Here is a 15,387-nt window from a genome sequence, read left to right as displayed (position 1 = left end):
GACAGGCACTTCGCGCGCGCCAGGAGCGCAGAGGCCTCCCGCCCGCTCAGTGGCAGTCCACGGGCAGGTAGACCTGGCCCTGGAAGCCCTTGGGGCGTTCGCCTCCTTCATAGGCAGCCCGGAGTGCCTGCTCGGCCAATTCACCGCGCTGCTCTGCCTCTTCCCTGGGCAACTCCTCTTCCCTCTGCGCCGCCCGCTCCTTCCAGGAGGCACCGGGCTTCTTGCGCCGGTAGCTCCAGCGGTACAGCGTCACGCCCGGCTCTGGCGTGCGCCAGGACAACTTCCAGAGTGCTCCCCCGTTCTCGAATTCGAGGAAGAGTGTCCCCTCGAAGCCGGTGCCTCCCACGAGTTGCTTGCCAGGGTCGACAGCCTCATTCAGGGCCGCCAGGTAGCGCCCCACCTGCTCTCTCCCTTCGCTGCGCGACTCCTCATCGTCCGGCTTGAGCTCGAACAGCACGAGGAGACGGGTATCGGTGATGTCCGGACGCAAGAGCCTCACGAACTCCGAAAGGCGCTCCGGGTCCCCCAATTTGCCCCTCTTCACAATGCTGTAGAGGTTGACGTTGTCGAGGAAGACGACGCTGGAGGGGTGCTGCACGCTGTATTCCCTGCCAATGGCGTAATGTGCGGCCTTGCCAAGGAAAGCGTCCCAGGGTTCCTTGGAGTCCGGCTTACGGCCAGGGAGCTTGGAGGAGGGCGGCTGCGCCTGGGCACCAAGGGCCGCCACGAGCACCAGGAGAAAACCCGCCAGCCCCCAGGTGCTCCTCGTCCTGCTTCCGCTGCTTTTCATTGCCGACATGCTCCTCCCAGTGCGGAGTGAGGCCAGGGAGGCAACCATGAGGGGCTGACACATCGATGAGGGCCGTGGACCTCTCCTGGTGGCGCACAAGAGGTCCATCGCCGCCTCGATCCAATTCACCCATCAGGCCTGTCCCCTGCGGCTCCAGCCGCGCGCGCGTCACGACTGCGCGACGATATCGACCATCTTCGCTTTGAGGTCCCTGTCGCGCATCACCTTCTTCACGATAGGGCCTGTCAGGCGATTGCCCATGAGGCGGATGGTCGCCCCACGAATGATTCGCTGCGCCTCGTTGGCCGGAGTGAAGAGCGCTCTCGCTTTCAGCGAGTCGCGCTGCGTGTCCTCGATGAAGGGGCGCAGCTTCTCCTCCCACCGGGTCAGCGCACGTTCCATGTCGTCTGGATACGTCTCCAGCATGTTGCCCAGGAGCTCACCTCCGGCCAGACCGGTCGACGCCCCCATCCCTGAATACAGGGTCAAGCACCACGCGGAATCGCCCACCAGCACCACCCGCCCCTTGTGCCAGCTCGGCATGCGGACATGGTTGGTCGAGTCGAACAGGTATTCGTCCGCGGTCTCGAACTCATCGAGCAGATGGCTCAGCACCGGCCCCGCCTCTTCCGGTCCGTACGCCTCGCGCAGTGATTCGATGGGACGGCCGCGGAACTGCGCGGCCACGTCCTCGACGCGGTAGGAGAGGAGCAAGGTGGGGTTGTGATTCGCGAAGGGAAAGACCCACGCCGACCTTCCCGCCTCGGCCAGGACCAGGCCTTCGTGCGTGGCGTAGCCCGGCACGGGGTCGCGCAGGACGCAGGCGGCAATCATGTAGTTCAGCGGGTGCAGGAAGTCCTCGTGCGGACCAAAGACGAGCCGGCGGACCGTCGAGCGCATGCCATCCGCGCCCACCACGAGGTCGAAGCGTTCGGTCGTGGCCATGCCGCTCTTCGTGTGGGTCATCGTGACGTCGACCCCACGCTCGTCCTGCTCTATCCGGGTGGGGACCGTCGCGAAGCGGACCTCCACATCCCGCGGCAACGCGGAGAACAAGCAATGCTCCATGTCGCCGCGCAGCATCGGGCGAGGCGCGCCGGGAGCGTCCACGAAGTTCATGCCCTTGTGCCGGCGGCCGGCCCGGTCGATTTCGTAGGTCTCCATCCTCGGGGAACTTCGATCGACCAGGGTCTCCATCACGCCGAACCGCTCGGCGGAGGCCTTGCCGGTACCGAACAGCGCGATGAAGTAACCGCCCTTGCGGCGCTCGGGTGCCCGTTCGATGAGCACGGGCTCCCAGCCGAGCTTGTGAAGCCGGATGGCCGTGGCGATACCGCTGATGCCGAGTCCCACCACCAGAACGCGGCGACGAAGTGCCGTTGAGTTCGTCATGATGCCCAGACGGTAAAGAGCGGTGGTGTCTGTCACCAGAGCGCGGTCTGGGGCGGAAATCGGCTTGGATTGGGGTTGGCGGCGGCAAACCGGCGGCGGCCTCGAGCGCTCGGCTCGAGACCGCCCCTGACAGAACCTACCCGGGGTGGCTCAGTAGGTGCCCTTCATCGTCACGTTGGTGTACGCGCTGTAGCCGTACGAGCACGCGTACCACGTCCCAGCGCTCGGGTTGCTGAGGGTGCAGCTCTCGGTGCTGCCGCCGAGGTACGGACGGCAGTTGTAGGAGCTGGTCGTCGGAGCGGAGCCGAACTTCACGTACAGGTCCGCGTCGCCCGTGGTGCCGCTCTTGCCCGTCTGGTTGAAAACGAGGCTCGTCCTCCCCGCCGGCACGGACAGCGTATTGCAGGTCCACGCGCCCTTGGCGCCCGAGTACGGTGCCGACTCCACCCCGTTGCTCAGCGTGCCACCACCGCCGCCGCCACCACCGGTGCTGTACGCGCCCTTGAGCGACATGCCCGAGGCCGCCGAGTAGCCGTTGAGCTTCACGTAGTACGTGCCGGCGCTCGGGGTGGCGAAGGTGCAGGTCTCCACATTGCCGGACTTGTACGGACGGCAGTCATAGAGGGAGCTGGTCGGCTCGGAGCCGAACTTCACGAACATGTCGGCGTCACCCGTGCCGCCGCTCAGGTCGAACGTCAGGTTGCTGGCGCCCGAGGGCACCACCAGGGTGAAGGCGCAGCTCCACGTGCCCGCGGCCACGGAGATGTTGGACACCGTCACGCCGTTGGCGAGCGTCACCGGCGTGCAGGGCGGGGGCGGCGGGGGACCGCTATCGTCCACCGGCGGCGGGGTGTTGCCGGTGGTGGCGCCCTTGGCCCGCTCGGCCATGAAGGACACCGCCAGCTTGGAGAACTTCACCGAGTTGCTCGCCGTGCCGCCCATGGCGGTCAGCGTGTCGCCCGTGGAGTGGATCTGCGGGTTGGACGTGTTCATCGTTGCCTCGAAGGGCATCGAGGCCGGGAAGCCCGCGCTGGTCCACGAGGCGTGGTCCGAGCAGCCATAGCCGCACGTGATGTTGGTGTACGTCATCCCCGGCTGGTACGTGGAGATGAGGTTGGTGACGAAGGTGTTCTGCGCCGCGTTGGTGTTGTCCGTCACCATCGCGAAGTCGTAGCTGGAGCCCTTGTAGTTCGTCATGTCCAGCTGCAGCACGCCCACCACGTTCACCTGGTTGTTCTTGTGCCAGTTGGCGATGTCCCCCGAGCCCTTCAGGCCCACCTCCTCGGCGGCATAGGCCATGAACTTCACCGTGCGCGCCGGCTGGTAGCCCGTGGCCATGGCCACCCGGAAGGCCTCGGTGATGGAGGCCACGCCCGAGGCATCGTCATCCGCGCCCGGCGCCGCGAGGGAGGAGCCACCCGTGTTGATGGAGTCCAGGTGGCCGCCGAGCACCACCACCTCGTTGGGGTGCGTGGTGCCAGTGATGGTGGCGACGACGGACGGCTGCGGCGAGACGGTGCTGGAGTGCGTGAAGAACGCCACCGAGACGTCGGTGCGCCCATTGGCGAGGGTGGTCCACTCGTTCTTCAGCCACGTGGCCGCGTCGGTGCCCGACTGCAAGTTGTAGCGGCGCGACGTCCAGTTGGTGGACAGCGTATTGATGGTGTTGCGGATGTTGAGCTCCTGCACCCCGCCCAGCATCGCGTTCACCGACGGGGCGTTGTTGAGCGTGTAGGCCGTCAGCGACGCCAGGGACTGCGGGGCGCTGCTGGCCTCCACGGCCGCGCGCGCCTGCGCCTCCGTGTCATGGGCGAGGAAGCCCGCGCACCGGTTGAGTTTGGCGTGCATCGCCTCGGACAGCTTCACCAGGTGCGACTCGGGCACGCGCAGCACCGCCACGCCGCCCTTCTCGAGCGCCGGAGCAGGCAGCGCCAGGCCCTTCTCCTTGAACGAGGCCCGCGCGGGCCCCAGCGCGTCCGTTCCAATGGTAATCCACACCTCCTTCTCCTTCGGGGGGGCCTCGGCGAACGCGGGCGCGGCCAACGCGAGCCATACCGCAACCGAACCAGATGTCCTCATTCCCATACGCTTCTCCTCGACGCGGGTACTTCCTCGTGAAAGCTCGACTCGAACGAAGACGCCCGGGGCCATGCATGCGGCTCCCGGGCGTCCGGACTTCACGGCTGATTCAGCGCGCGGTGGGGTGACCGCAGCCGGTCCTGCATTCAGCAGGAAGCGTGCCATTCCAGCAGGGCTCGTCACTCCACCCAGGCCCTATCTCCTGGGCGTGCGGAGTGGAGCGTGGTTCTCCCACGGGCCCGGTGCGTTCTGTATCGAGTCATGACAGCACCGTGACCAAGAGCGCGAAATGACGGGAGATTCAGTGCTGGCGCCCCCTGTCCGCGTTTCAGTCACTTCCGGAGGGGCAGGGGTCGTCTTCAACCCATCCGCCCCGGGTCCTAAGCCCCCGGACATGGTTTCTGTCCACGTCGGAGTTGGCGCTGGCGGTAGCGCGCTAATGCCCCTCGTCCACCCGCAGCGGTCCCATGCTGGGGGTGGACAGTATCTATGTCCGGGGGCTTAGAAACGGCTCAAGGCCTGGCAGGAGCTGCCTGGATGGACTCCAGCAGCTCCTGGGGCGGAGGCGTCAGGACCGGCTGCCACTTCTCCGCCGCGCCTTGCGGAGCGAAGAAGACCTGCCCGTCGATGCGCTTTCCGTCCTCGCATTGCAAACGGAGGACCTCGAGATAACCCCGGAGCATGCACTCGGCCTCGCTCTCCACCCAGGTGCCGAACCCGGTGCCATTGGAGAACCGGCCGTTGCAGCGGATCTTGAGCTTCTGGGGGCGGTTGGGGATGAGGTCCGCGCAGGCCACGTGGCTTCCCGCCCGGCAGGCCGCGGCGGTCTGGGCGGGATTCGCCGGGTCGTAGTCCGGTCCCTCCAGACGCTCGAGCGACGTCGACTCGCCTTCGATCGGCTCCGAGGAGAAGAGCTGCTCGCAAGACCGGTAGTTCTTCGAGTAGGCGAAGCTGCACGGCTCGAAGTCACCGCAGCCTCCTTCCTGTTCGCATTCCTTCTTTATCTTCGCGACCTTCGCGCGCAGCGCCTTGGACATGGAGCAGTCGGGTGATTTGCCGCTCCCGGGTTCGAGCACCACCTCGGTGGGCGCGAGCGCGCAGAGCGACGGATCCCGGAGGGAGATGCCGGGAGCGAAGCGCGCGTTGTCGAGGACGAGCGTGCGCGGCTTGCCGTCCTTGCACGCGGGAGGAAATTGGAAGGTGTAGCGGCCGTCGCGGATCTCGAGCCGGGTGAATGCGGGCATCGTCAGCCGCACCTGCTTGCCCGAGCGGACCTCGCGGCCGGAGAGCAGGTTCTCGTAGTAGACGACGAGCGCATCGGTCTTGAACGTCTTGTTCCCCTTGCGCGCGGTCACCTTGTACAGCTCAGGTTGGGGGCTGTCGGCCAGGGAGGGCAGCGAGAGCAGCGCGCCGGCCACGGCGAGCCCGCGCGAGACACAGGTGAGAGCGCGACGGATGGGCATGTGAATCAGCTTACGCGGCGGGTTGTGAGCGGGTCCACCGGAGTGCGGGCAGAGCGTGGTCTGGGTTGGAAACCGGCTTGGATTGGGGTTAGCGGCGGTGCTGCTCGCGCCAGGCCCGGGGCGTCACTCCGTGGGCGCGCCGGAAGGTGCGGATGAAATGGGTGACGTCGGTGTAACCCACCTGGCTGGCGATGCTCTCGATACTGGCTCCCGTTTCCCGCAGGCGCCGCCGGGACTCGGCCATGCGATGCTCGCGCAGCCAGTCCCCCACCGTCAGCCCCGTCTCCTCGCGGATGACGTTGGCCAGGTGCGAGGGCGTGCACCCCACCGCCACCGCGACGTCCTGGAGCGAAAGGGGCCGCAAGCAGTGCGCCTCGATGAAGGCGAGCGAATCGTGCACGAGCCTGCCACTCATGGCCGGCGCGAGAGGCGCGTGCTCCTGCAACTCGCGCAGGAGCTCCGTGACCAGCAGGACGAACCACGCATACGTCGCGTTCTCCGCGCCCCACCGGGCTTCTCGCAACTCCGTCTCCAGCTCGGCCAACCGGTGCACGATTCGCTGCCACCGTGCCTGCCCGGGCCGCAACCGGAGCAGTCCCCGGACGAAGAGGCTTCGCACGGGAGTGGGCTTCGCCGCTCCACGGCTTCGAGGCGGCTCCGGCAACCACTCCGGTCCGAGCGAGCGGAGCAGCAACGGATCGAACCCCACGATCCACCCCTCGAGGTTGCCCATATCGAGGGGCTGGTGCTCCATGCCCGGGGGGACGAGGTGGATGTCCCCCCCACGGACCTCGAGCGGCTCCATGAGACGGGCCCGCCCCCTTCCCGCCGTCATCACGAAGATCATGAAGAAGGTCGAGACGAGTGGCCCGGGCGGAATCACGGGCACCTGCCCTCCTGGAATGCGAATGACACGCAAGGGCAGGCCCCCAGCGCCCATCGCATCCAGGGTGACGACATGGGGAGGCGAGCGCTGCGGCGTGCGAGTCATGGACGGTGAGTATGGCCCGCCATCCCGGAGGCCTCGACCCCAATCCAGGCCGATTTCCGCCCCAATCCACGCTCTTTCAGCAAAATCCGTGAAACATTATTGTCACGAAATGATGAAGAGCCCCCGCGGCACCCGGCCGCCCGCCGCGCGGCGGCTCCATGCCAGAGGAATCACGAATGCAAAGCCATACATCTTCAGACGTGAAGTTCGAGGCCCCCGGCCCGGGAAGCTGGGAGCTGGAGACAACGCATACCCACCGCCCCAGCTCCCGGTATTCCGCTGAGCTGTTCATCTCCGGGCTCAGCGCGGGATTCTCCGAGGGAGCCGCCCGGTATGGCCTGATGATCGAAACCCTGCGCGGGGTGAGCATCCACGGGTTCATGTATTCCCAGATCGTCCCCTTCGGGGCCCCCGCGGGCGCCTCGGGCTCACCGCCTCCCCTGTTCTTGATGAAGCTGATGATGCGCCTGCACCCGGGCATCCGCCGCCGGCTGAACGTCTCGAAGCAGGCCTTGGAGAGCAAGCGCTGGCGCGAGGACCTGCGGTACTGGGACACGGTGGAGAAACCGGCCGCCATCCGCGCGCACCTCGCCCTGCAGGCCGTGGAGCCCTCCACGCTTCCCACCGCGGAGTTGGAGAAGCACCTGGTGGCGTGCCGAGACCACCTGGTCGCCATGGCCCGCCTGCACCACCTCTACAACGTCACGCACATCCTCCCCGTGGGGGATTTCCTCGTCCACGCGCAACGGTGGACGGGCAAGAGCGCCGGTGAGCTCGCGCGGCTCTTCAAGGGCGATTCGCCCCTGTCCGCGCAACTCGCCACCGAGGAGACTCCCGCCCTCATCCAGGCCCTGCGCGCGGATGCGGCGGCACGCGAGCTGCTGTTCTCCAACACCCCCGCGAAGCAGCTCCTCGAGCAGTTGGTGGCCCTGCCCGGCGCCGTGGGCGAGCAGATGCGGACGTACCTGGAGTGGGTCGGCTACCGCAGCCTGGGCTACGACCTCTCGGATCAATATGCCCTGGAGGTTCCCGAAGCGCTGGTGAATGGCATCCGGGGCGCGGTGACGGGACGCACGCGGACGGAAGACGCCTCGGACCCGCGGCTGCTGGAGCGGGTGCGCGAGGCCGTGCCAGAGGCGCACCGGCGGGAGTTCGATGAGCTGTTCGCCGAGGCGAGGCTCGTCTACCGGCTCCGGGACGAGCGCAATACCTACAGCGATGGCTGGGCCCTGGGTCTGGCCCGCCGGGCGGTGCTCGCCGCGGGGGCTCGCCTGAAGGAGCTGGGGCGGCTCACCGACGCGGAGCTGGCCATCGACGCGAGCCATGACGAGCTGCTCGGCCTGCTGCGCGCCGCCCACCACCCGGCGAGCGAGGAGCTCCAGCGGCGCGCGCAGTGGAGGAAGACGAAGACCCACGCGGATGCACCCGCCTGGCTGGGCGAGCCTCCCTCGCCCCCTCCTCCCATGGACTTCCTTCCCCCGGCGGCGCGGCGCGTGAACGACGCGCTCATGTTCTACATGCAGGGCGTCTTCGAGTCGCCCCCGGCCCAGACGACGGAGACGTCGGTTCGCGGCCTGCCGGTGAGTCCGGGCATCTACGAAGGCATCGCGCGAATCGTGAAGGAGCAGACCGACCTCGGCCGCATCGAGAAGGGCGACGTGCTGGTGGCGAGCACCACGTCGCCCTACTTCAACGTCGTGCTGCCCCTGCTCGGGGCCATCGTGACAGACCGGGGCGGGCAGTTGTGCCACGCCGCCATCGTGACGCGCGAGTATGGGATTCCGGGCATCGTCGGGACCCGGGAGGCCACGAAGGTGGTGCGCGACGGCGCGCGCGTGCGCGTCAATGGAACGACCGGAGAGCTCCAGGTGCTGTCATGAGTCTGGTCCCCTTGAATGAAGCGCTGTCCGAGGAGGAGTTCGGCGGCAAGGCGGTCCATCTCGGAGCCGCGCTGCGCGCCCAGCTGCCCGTTCCCCCCGGGTTCGCGCTCTCGGTCGGGCTGGTGGACCGGGTCGCCGCCGGAGAGCCCGGCGCCGTGGCCCAGCTCCACGGCCTGCTCGACCGGGTAGGCCCCTCCGTGGCGGTGCGCTCGTCCGCCGTGGGCGAGGACTCGGCCAATGCGAGCTTCGCGGGCCAGCACCTCACCGTGCTCGGCGTGCGCACCCAGGAAGGATTGCTCGAGGCCGTGAAGCAGGTATGGGCCTCGGGCCGCTCCGAGGCGGCGCTCGCGTACCGCCGCAAGCTCGGAAAGGAGGGCACGCCGCGCGTGGCCGTGGTCGTCCAGCATCTCGTCGCGTCCGAGTGCGCCGGCGTGTTGTTCACGTGCGATCCCCTCTCCGGGGCCGACGAGCGGGTCATCGAGGCGAGCTGGGGCCTGGGCGAGGCCGTCGTGGCGGGACTCGTCACGCCGGATCGCTACCGCATCAGCCGGGAGGGACGCATCCTCGAGCGGGCCGCGGGAGAGAAGGACCTGGAGCTCCAACCGCTCCCGGGCGGGGGCACGCACGAGGTGGCGGTAGCGCCCGAGCGGGTGAATACCCTGTGCCTCGACGAGAATCGTCTGCGGGAGCTGCATGCGCTCGCCACCCGGTGTGAGAACCACTTCGGAAGAAGGCAGGACCTGGAGTGGGCCTTCGCCGGCCCGCGACTCTTCCTCCTTCAGCAACGGGCGGTGACCCGTGGCGGCTGAGCTCACCGAGGTGGCCGCCCACACCGAGCCGCAGGCGCTGTCCTCCCGGACGCTGGTGTCGCTCGCACTGACGATGGCGCTGGTGCCCCTCAACTCGACGATGATCGCCGTGGCGCTCCCGACGATCGGCCGCGACCTGGGCGCGGGGCCCGACACGCTGAGCCAATGGTTGGTGACCAGCTATCTGCTGGTGGGGATCGTCCTGCAGAGCCCCGGCGGAAAGCTGGGAGATCTCTGGGGTCATCACCGCGTGCTGCGCGTGGGGCAGGCGCTGTTCGCCCTGGGGGCGGTGACGGGCTTCCTCGCCCGGCAGGTGGCCCTGCTCGCGCTGGCGCGGGTGCTCATGGCGACAGCGGGTGCGGTCATCGGGCCCAGCGCCATGGCCCTGCTGCGCAACGGGCTGCCGGCCCACCGCCGGGCTCGGGCCTTCGGGCTCTTCGGGGCGATCATGTCCCTGGCCGCGGCGGCGGGCCCGATGCTCGGCGGAGAGCTGGTGGCCCGCATGGGCTGGTCCTTCATCTTCATGGTGAACGTCCCCGTCATCTGCCTCGCGCTCCTCATGGGGCATGGGGAGGCGCCCGCCGAGCCCGTTCCCACCCAGCGCCCCGCGTTCGATGTCCTCGGCAGCGTGTTGCTCGGCATGGGGCTGGCGTTGCTCGTCGTGGGAGGCAAGAGCCAGGGGGCGTGGATGGCGGGATTGCTCGCCGCGGGAGCCGGAGTGCTCGTGCTGATGTACCGCTGGGAGCGGCGCCAGCGCCACCCGGTCATCGACTTCCAGCTCTTCGGCTCGCGTGCCTTCACCGCGGGCAGCAGCATCCTCGCGCTCCAGAACCTGGCCATGTATGGGCTGCTCTTCCAGCTCCCCTACCTCTTCGCGCAGCGGTTTGGAGAGGACACGGGACGCACGGGCCGCACGATGCTCGCGATGATGTCCATGATGGTGATTGGTACGCCCCTGGGCGGGAGGATCTCCGAGAAGCTCGGAGCGCGGGTGACATCGGTGACGGGTGCGCTCCTGGCGCTCGCAGGAGTGGGGCTGCTGGGAATGCGCACGCTGGACGCGCCGGATGAAGCCATCCTGCCGCTCATGCTGCTGGGTTTCGGCCTGGCCCTGGCGACCGCGCCCTCCCAGGCCGCGGCGATGGGGGCCGTGGACAAAGCGCGGAGCGGAATGGCCGCCGGGGCGATGTCCACCCTCCGCTACCTCGGAGGCGTGGCGGGCATCGCGGTGCTCGGAGGGGTGCTGGCCAAGGGAGGCGCGGCGGCGACGCTCGAGCAGCATCGCGCCGCGATGGCCGTCTTCGGGGGAGCGCTGGCGGTCTCGGCCTTCGCGGCCCTCGCGCTTCCACACCGGGACGCGGTGGGCGGGAAGCCCGCCACGCGGTGAATCGGCTCCGGAGCGCTACAGGGACATGGCGGGAATGGGAGCGGCCTCGTCGGCGCCCCAGAACCACTCCACCCGAGCGCTCCGGCGCTTCTCCTCGAGCCAGGCGTCGAACAGCAGGCTGGAGATCCGCTGGCGCGTCGTCTCGTCGAACTGCCCTGGCAGCACTTGCATGACCCACAGCAGCTCGTAGCCCTCTCCGCTGGGAACGGGCCCGGTCAGCTCGCCCGGCTGCGTGCCGAAGACCAGAGCCGCCTGCTCCGCGTCCAGCTCGCTCCGCTCCAACGTGGTGAAGAGGGCGTCCTCCTCTCCCGTCTCCACGAAGCGCGCCTGGGCCACGGCCAGCAGCTGGCTCGGATTTCCCCGGAGCTTGCCGTACAGCCGCAGGGCTTCGTCCCGCTCGGGCACATACAGCCGGGCGGCCCGGACCCGATCGAAGCCGGAGCGATGGTCCTTGAAGTACGCCTCCTCCTGTCCGGCGATCACCTGCGCCTTCAACTTCTCGCGGCCCTGCTCATCTCGCAGGTGCCTCTCGAGCTCCGCCTGCGTGGTGCCATGCTCGGCCATCCAGCGCTCCACCTGCGCGGGCGTGAACAGCCGCCGCTTTCCCCTGAAACGGACCAGCGCCTCGGCGAGCTCTTCATCCGAGGTCTCAATGCCCCGGGCGCGGATCTCCTGATCGATCAGGCTCATGTGGAGCAGGTGCCGGCCGATGTGCAGGGTGTGCCACGCATAGTCCAGGCTGGTGATGGCTTCACTGATGCGTATCGGAGCGTCGTTGACGCGCACCACCACGGACTCGTTGAAGCGCTGGATTCCCCGCACCGGCCAGGGCAGCTCCTCGTCCGCGCAGTAGCTCAGCGAGAACGTGCCCGCCTCGCCGCCCACCAGGATGTCGTAATGAAACGTCTCCTGGTAGCTCTCCTGCTCCCAGACGATGTTCATCCACGGCTCCGGGTGGCGGGCCCTCAGGGCCTGGAACCGCGCCTGAGCCTCCTCGGGCCCGGTGCGCTCCTCGCGCAGCTCGAGCAGCAACGCCATCGCGTCGCGCGCGGCGGCAAGAATGGACTCGTTCATGAGCAGGCCTCCAGGGAAGCGTGACTGCGGCTGGGATTCATGAGCTCCGTGCAGATCGCATCGCGAATCGGCAGTCCGGTCTTCTGTTCTATCCACAGCCACTGGCCGTTGGGGTTGATCTCCAGGAAGACGTAGCGGTCATCCGGAGTGACGATGATGTCGATGGCGCCGAACCGCAGTCCCAGCCGGGCCACCAGCTCCACGCAGGCCCGGCGGATTTCGTCCGGCAGGCGGTGCACCCGGTGCGGTGTATGGCCCAGGTCATAGCGGCGCCAGTCGAGCTGGGTACGCCGGGTGACCTGCGAGTGGATCTCCGCGGCGAACACCTCCTGGCCCACCACGGTGATGCGCAGCTCGAACCGTTTGGGCACCTGCGCCTGGAACAGCACGGGGCTGTGGCGCAGGCGTCGCGCGTAGCCCACGTCCCGCGTGGTGAGGTGCTGCGTGTAGCGCATCAGCTCGCGCTCCTTTCGTTGGCTCGCGGGGAAGACGATGCTCGGCAGCTTGTCGATGAGCCGCCCCTTGTGCTGGCGGTAGAACTCCAGGAACTCGTCCGGGTCATTCGTCATCAGAGTGGGCGGAATCTCCAGCCCGAGCGCCGTCGCCAACTGGAGTTGGAGTTGCTTGTTGTCGGCGCGGCGGATGGTCTGAATGGGCCCCGGCAGCCAGGGGATCTCCAGTGCGTTCCACGTGTCCTGGATGACCTGGTAGCACTCGTCTCCGGCGTAGGTCTGGAGCAGGGGATCCGGGATCTGGGGAGACACCTTTGGCCTGCTCGGGCGGCGCAGCCATGCGGACGTGCAGGCCGTGAGCTCCAGCGCCTGGCGCCCGCGCTTCAGTTGGACGCGCTTGTGGCCATCGCGATAGGCGATGGAGAGCGCCGCTTCTCGGGGGAACTCGGCCCAGTCGAAACGGCACACGCTGGCGCCTCGACGGCGCAGTTCGGCCTCCACGACATCCGAGTGGATGTCTTCGGCCTCGGTCAAGATGAGGATCAAGGTCTGCTCCGCGAAGGGTGAAGAAGACCGCGGAGGGCCTTGCTCGAAGCGTAGCAGGCACGGCCCGCTGGCTCTGGGCAAGGCGCTCCGCGGAGAGGGAGGCAGGGGGCGCCTACTGATCCGTGTCGCCGGTGTCGGAGGTGCAACCGCCCTGGGACTCGGCCATGCGGCCGCCCGAGATGAGCTTGAGCTCCACCTCGCTCAACTCGCGCGCACCCAGCCGGCTCGGGACCTCCGTGAGGGTGTCCATCGACAGGTGCGTGCGCGCCTTCGTCTGCTTCTTCATGGGGTGGCTCCTGGGTTGAGCGAGCCCCGTCTTCGAGGCCTCGCTTTCTCCCGGAGGGAGACCCCTGAGCCCTCGTGTGACGAGAGCCTCCAGAACGCGGCTCCGCACCCCACGGGGCGTTCGCCTGCTGGCTCAGTGCAACAAGGGACCGAGCGTCCTCGCGGGCCATGCTCCCAGGCAATCGATCGCGCCCCCTCCCGAGACTGCCGCAGCAGCTCGACGAGAGTCCGCTCAGTGTGCCCCATCAGCGCCTGGATCGCCTTGAACGGTACGCCACTCGACGTCATCGACGAGACGCCGGGGGCCTACAGGGCCTCGTCGACATCGTCCACACGCCGCGCCCAGTAGGATGGGGGAGCGGGCGTCACTACGGGCGGGCAGGGAGGCCGTTGAGGCCGGGAGGAAGCACAGATGATTCGCATTGACGGTTCGAGCGGTGAGGGCGGGGGACAGGTGCTGCGCACGGCGCTGGCGCTGGCGCTGGTGACGGGGACGCCCTTCCAGATGGTGAAGATCCGCGCGGGGCGCTCCAAGCCGGGGCTTTTGCGCCAGCACCTCACCGCGGTGAAGGCGGCGGCGGCGGTGAGCGGCGCCGAGCTGGAAGGCTCGCACCTGAACTCCCAGGAGCTGACGTTCCGGCCCGGGAGGGTGACGCCCGGGGACTACCACTTCGCGGTGGGCACGGCGGGCAGCGCCACGCTGGTGTTGCAGACGGTGCTCCCGGCGCTACTGGACGCGAGCGCTCCGTCCACCCTGAAGCTCGAGGGCGGGACGCACAACCCGGCGGCGCCCCCGTTCGACTTCCTCGTGAAGTCCTACCTGCCGCTGGTGCGGCGCATGGGCCCGGGGGTGGAGGCCACCCTGGAGCGGCCCGGCTTCTTTCCCGCCGGGGGCGGCCGGTTCCGCGTGAACGTGCGGCCGGCGCCGCTTCAGCCCCTGCACCTGATGGAGCGCGGCGCGGTGGTGCGGCGTCAGGCCACGGCGATGATCTCCCAGGTGCCTTTCAACGTGGCGAAACGGGAACTGGAGATGGTGGGACGCGTGCTCGACTGGGGCGAGGAGGAGCGGCGGGTGGAGGAGTTCAAGCACTCGTCCGGGCCGGGCAATGTGCTGAGCCTGGAGGTGGAGAGCGAACACGTCACCGAGGTGTTCACCGGCTTTGGGGAGCGGGGCGTGCCCGCGGAGAGCATCGCCGTGGAGGTGGCGAAGGAGGTCCAGGTCTACCTGCACGCCGGGGTGCCCGTGGGCCCGCACCTGTGTGATCAGCTCCTGCTCCTGCTGGCCCTGGCACGCGAGGGCTCGTTCCGGACGGTGCCCTTCGAGGGCCATGCCCACACCCAGCTCAAGACGTTCGCGCACTTCCTCGACGTGCGCTTCGACGTGAAGGAGGTGTCATCCCTGGTGACCGAGGTCCGTGTGGGCCGGGTGTCCACCTGACGTCTGGGCCTCGTGTCCGGTGCCCTGGCGGTGAAGCCCTCACCGTGGGGCACTGGAACGCAATGCGCGCAGGCACAAGTAAGTCCCGCCAAATCGGCCGCTGATTCCTCGAGGCCGTCCGCGGGCCTCCCGCGCGGGCCTCGGAGCACCGGTGGCTCAGGCCGCGGGACATGGCGGGCAGAGCCGCCCGCCATGCGTTGAATCGGCTCAGCCGCCCTTGAGGTTCTGGAGCGCGAAGTCCCAGTTCACGAGACTCTCGAGGAACGTGCTGATGTACTTGGGACGCAGGTTGCGGTAGTCGATGTAGTACGCGTGCTCCCACACGTCGATGGTGAGCAGGGCCTTCTGGCCGTGCTTCATCGGCAGGTCCGCGTTGCCCGTCTTGGTCACCTTGAGCTTGCCACCCTCGAGCACGAGCCACGCCCAGCCGGAGCCGAACTGCGTCGCGGCGGCGTTGGAGAACTCCTCGGAGAAGCGCTCGAACGAGCCGAAGTCGCGGGTGATGGCATCCGCGAGGTCCCCCGTCGGCTTCCCGCCGCCGTTCGGCTTCATGCAGTTCCAGTAGAACGTGTGGTTCCACACCTGGGCGGCGTTGTTGAAGACGCCTCCGTCACTGTTGAGGATGACCTGCTCGAGCGACTGGTTCAGCTCGGGCTTGCCGTCCAGCAGCTTGTTCAGGTTGTTCACGTACGCGGCGTGGTGCTTGTCGTGGTGGTACTCCAGCGTCTCCGCGCTGAGGTGGGGAGCGAGGGCGTCCTTCTTGTAGGGCAGCTCGGGCAGCGAGAACGGCATGGGGTCGTC

Annotated in this window: 13 protein-coding genes; 4 read left to right on the top strand and 9 right to left on the bottom strand. The window is 68.3% G+C overall.

All coding sequences use genetic code 11. The features are described 5' to 3' along the window. Window positions 1–46 precede the first annotated feature (46 nt). The 5 genes from BO221_RS36925 to BO221_RS36905 all read right to left on the bottom strand — a co-directional run bounded on the left by BO221_RS36925 (window position 47) and on the right by BO221_RS36905 (window position 6,715). Window positions 47–790: a hypothetical protein gene (locus tag BO221_RS36925; RefSeq protein WP_233166420.1), complete on the bottom strand. Its 744-nt coding sequence runs from the start codon at window positions 788–790 to the stop codon at window positions 47–49. A 168-nt stretch (window positions 791–958) separates the two neighbouring features. After that, window positions 959–2,218, bottom strand: coding sequence for an FAD-dependent monooxygenase (locus BO221_RS36920; protein WP_083681966.1), 1,260 nt, complete (start codon window positions 2,216–2,218; stop codon window positions 959–961). Window positions 2,219–2,332: 114 nt separating this feature from the next. Further along, window positions 2,333–4,261 carry a M20/M25/M40 family metallo-hydrolase gene (locus tag BO221_RS56635; protein ID WP_073565906.1) on the bottom strand — a complete coding sequence of 643 codons (1,929 nt, stop codon included), beginning with the start codon at window positions 4,259–4,261 and terminating at the stop codon, window positions 2,333–2,335. Window positions 4,262–4,773: 512 nt separating this feature from the next. After that, a complete protein-coding gene (locus BO221_RS36910) occupies window positions 4,774–5,724 on the bottom strand; it encodes a hypothetical protein (protein ID WP_073565578.1) in 951 nt (316 codons plus the stop codon). A gap of 88 nt (window positions 5,725–5,812) precedes the next feature. Further along, window positions 5,813–6,715 (bottom strand): AraC family transcriptional regulator, encoded by a 903-nt coding sequence (locus tag BO221_RS36905; protein ID WP_143195900.1) that lies wholly within the window; start codon window positions 6,713–6,715, stop codon window positions 5,813–5,815. A 176-nt stretch (window positions 6,716–6,891) separates the two neighbouring features. Here BO221_RS36905 and BO221_RS36900 point away from each other — a divergent pair, with 176 nt between their 5' ends. Genes BO221_RS36900 through BO221_RS36890 form a run of 3 tightly spaced genes read left to right on the top strand, consistent with a single transcriptional unit; the run spans window position 6,892 to window position 10,791 of the window. Continuing rightward, entirely contained in the window at window positions 6,892–8,595 is a 1,704-nt protein-coding gene (locus BO221_RS36900; protein ID WP_158079978.1) for a PEP-utilizing enzyme, read from the top strand. After that, window positions 8,592–9,404 (top strand): PEP/pyruvate-binding domain-containing protein, encoded by an 813-nt coding sequence (locus tag BO221_RS36895; RefSeq protein WP_073565575.1) that lies wholly within the window; start codon window positions 8,592–8,594, stop codon window positions 9,402–9,404. The genes BO221_RS36900 and BO221_RS36895 overlap by 4 nt, the downstream gene beginning before the upstream one ends. Beyond that, window positions 9,394–10,791: an MFS transporter gene (locus BO221_RS36890; protein WP_083681960.1), complete on the top strand. Its 1,398-nt coding sequence runs from the start codon at window positions 9,394–9,396 to the stop codon at window positions 10,789–10,791. The genes BO221_RS36895 and BO221_RS36890 overlap by 11 nt, the downstream gene beginning before the upstream one ends. A 15-nt stretch (window positions 10,792–10,806) precedes the next feature. Here the strand turns inward: BO221_RS36890 and BO221_RS36885 are convergent, their stop codons facing one another. The 3 genes from BO221_RS36885 to BO221_RS55085 form a co-directional block, all read right to left on the bottom strand. Beyond that, window positions 10,807–11,865 carry a TIGR04500 family putative peptide maturation system protein gene (locus tag BO221_RS36885; protein ID WP_073565574.1) on the bottom strand — a complete coding sequence of 353 codons (1,059 nt, stop codon included), beginning with the start codon at window positions 11,863–11,865 and terminating at the stop codon, window positions 10,807–10,809. After that, window positions 11,862–12,863, bottom strand: coding sequence for an MvdC/MvdD family ATP grasp protein (locus tag BO221_RS36880; protein WP_073565573.1), 1,002 nt, complete (start codon window positions 12,861–12,863; stop codon window positions 11,862–11,864). The genes BO221_RS36885 and BO221_RS36880 overlap by 4 nt, the downstream gene beginning before the upstream one ends. Before the next feature lie 112 nt (window positions 12,864–12,975). Continuing rightward, window positions 12,976–13,149 carry a hypothetical protein gene (locus tag BO221_RS55085; protein ID WP_158079977.1) on the bottom strand — a complete coding sequence of 58 codons (174 nt, stop codon included), beginning with the start codon at window positions 13,147–13,149 and terminating at the stop codon, window positions 12,976–12,978. A gap of 411 nt (window positions 13,150–13,560) precedes the next feature. On the opposite strand from BO221_RS55085, the gene rtcA reads away from it, so the two are divergent. Then, window positions 13,561–14,586 carry an RNA 3'-terminal phosphate cyclase gene (gene rtcA, locus BO221_RS36875; protein WP_073565572.1) on the top strand — a complete coding sequence of 342 codons (1,026 nt, stop codon included), beginning with the start codon at window positions 13,561–13,563 and terminating at the stop codon, window positions 14,584–14,586. 207 nt (window positions 14,587–14,793) lie between these two features. Here the strand turns inward: rtcA and BO221_RS36870 are convergent, their stop codons facing one another. Beyond that, window positions 14,794–15,378: a superoxide dismutase gene (locus BO221_RS36870; RefSeq protein ID WP_073565571.1), complete on the bottom strand. Its 585-nt coding sequence runs from the start codon at window positions 15,376–15,378 to the stop codon at window positions 14,794–14,796. Between the last annotated feature and the right edge of the window lie 9 nt (window positions 15,379–15,387).

The sequence above is a fragment of the Archangium sp. Cb G35 genome, from assembly GCF_001896145.1.
Lineage (GTDB): Bacteria > Myxococcota > Myxococcia > Myxococcales > Myxococcaceae > Archangium > Archangium violaceum.
This window is presented reverse-complemented; position numbering and strand designations above follow the sequence as displayed.

Coding starts and splice junctions, on each gene's coding strand:
- BO221_RS36905 (WP_143195900.1), bottom strand. CDS start 6,715: ATGACTCGCACGCCGCAGCGCTCGCCTCCCCATGTCGTCACCCTGGAT.
- BO221_RS56635 (WP_073565906.1), bottom strand. CDS start 4,261: ATGAGGACATCTGGTTCGGTTGCGGTATGGCTCGCGTTGGCCGCGCCC.
- BO221_RS36870 (WP_073565571.1), bottom strand. CDS start 15,378: ATGCCGTTCTCGCTGCCCGAGCTGCCCTACAAGAAGGACGCCCTCGCT.
- BO221_RS36900 (WP_158079978.1), top strand. CDS start 6,892: ATGCAAAGCCATACATCTTCAGACGTGAAGTTCGAGGCCCCCGGCCCG.
- BO221_RS36895 (WP_073565575.1), top strand. CDS start 8,592: ATGAGTCTGGTCCCCTTGAATGAAGCGCTGTCCGAGGAGGAGTTCGGC.
- BO221_RS36925 (WP_233166420.1), bottom strand. CDS start 790: ATGAAAAGCAGCGGAAGCAGGACGAGGAGCACCTGGGGGCTGGCGGGT.
- BO221_RS55085 (WP_158079977.1), bottom strand. CDS start 13,149: ATGAAGAAGCAGACGAAGGCGCGCACGCACCTGTCGATGGACACCCTC.
- BO221_RS36885 (WP_073565574.1), bottom strand. CDS start 11,865: ATGAACGAGTCCATTCTTGCCGCCGCGCGCGACGCGATGGCGTTGCTG.
- BO221_RS36910 (WP_073565578.1), bottom strand. CDS start 5,724: ATGCCCATCCGTCGCGCTCTCACCTGTGTCTCGCGCGGGCTCGCCGTG.
- rtcA (WP_073565572.1), top strand. CDS start 13,561: ATGATTCGCATTGACGGTTCGAGCGGTGAGGGCGGGGGACAGGTGCTG.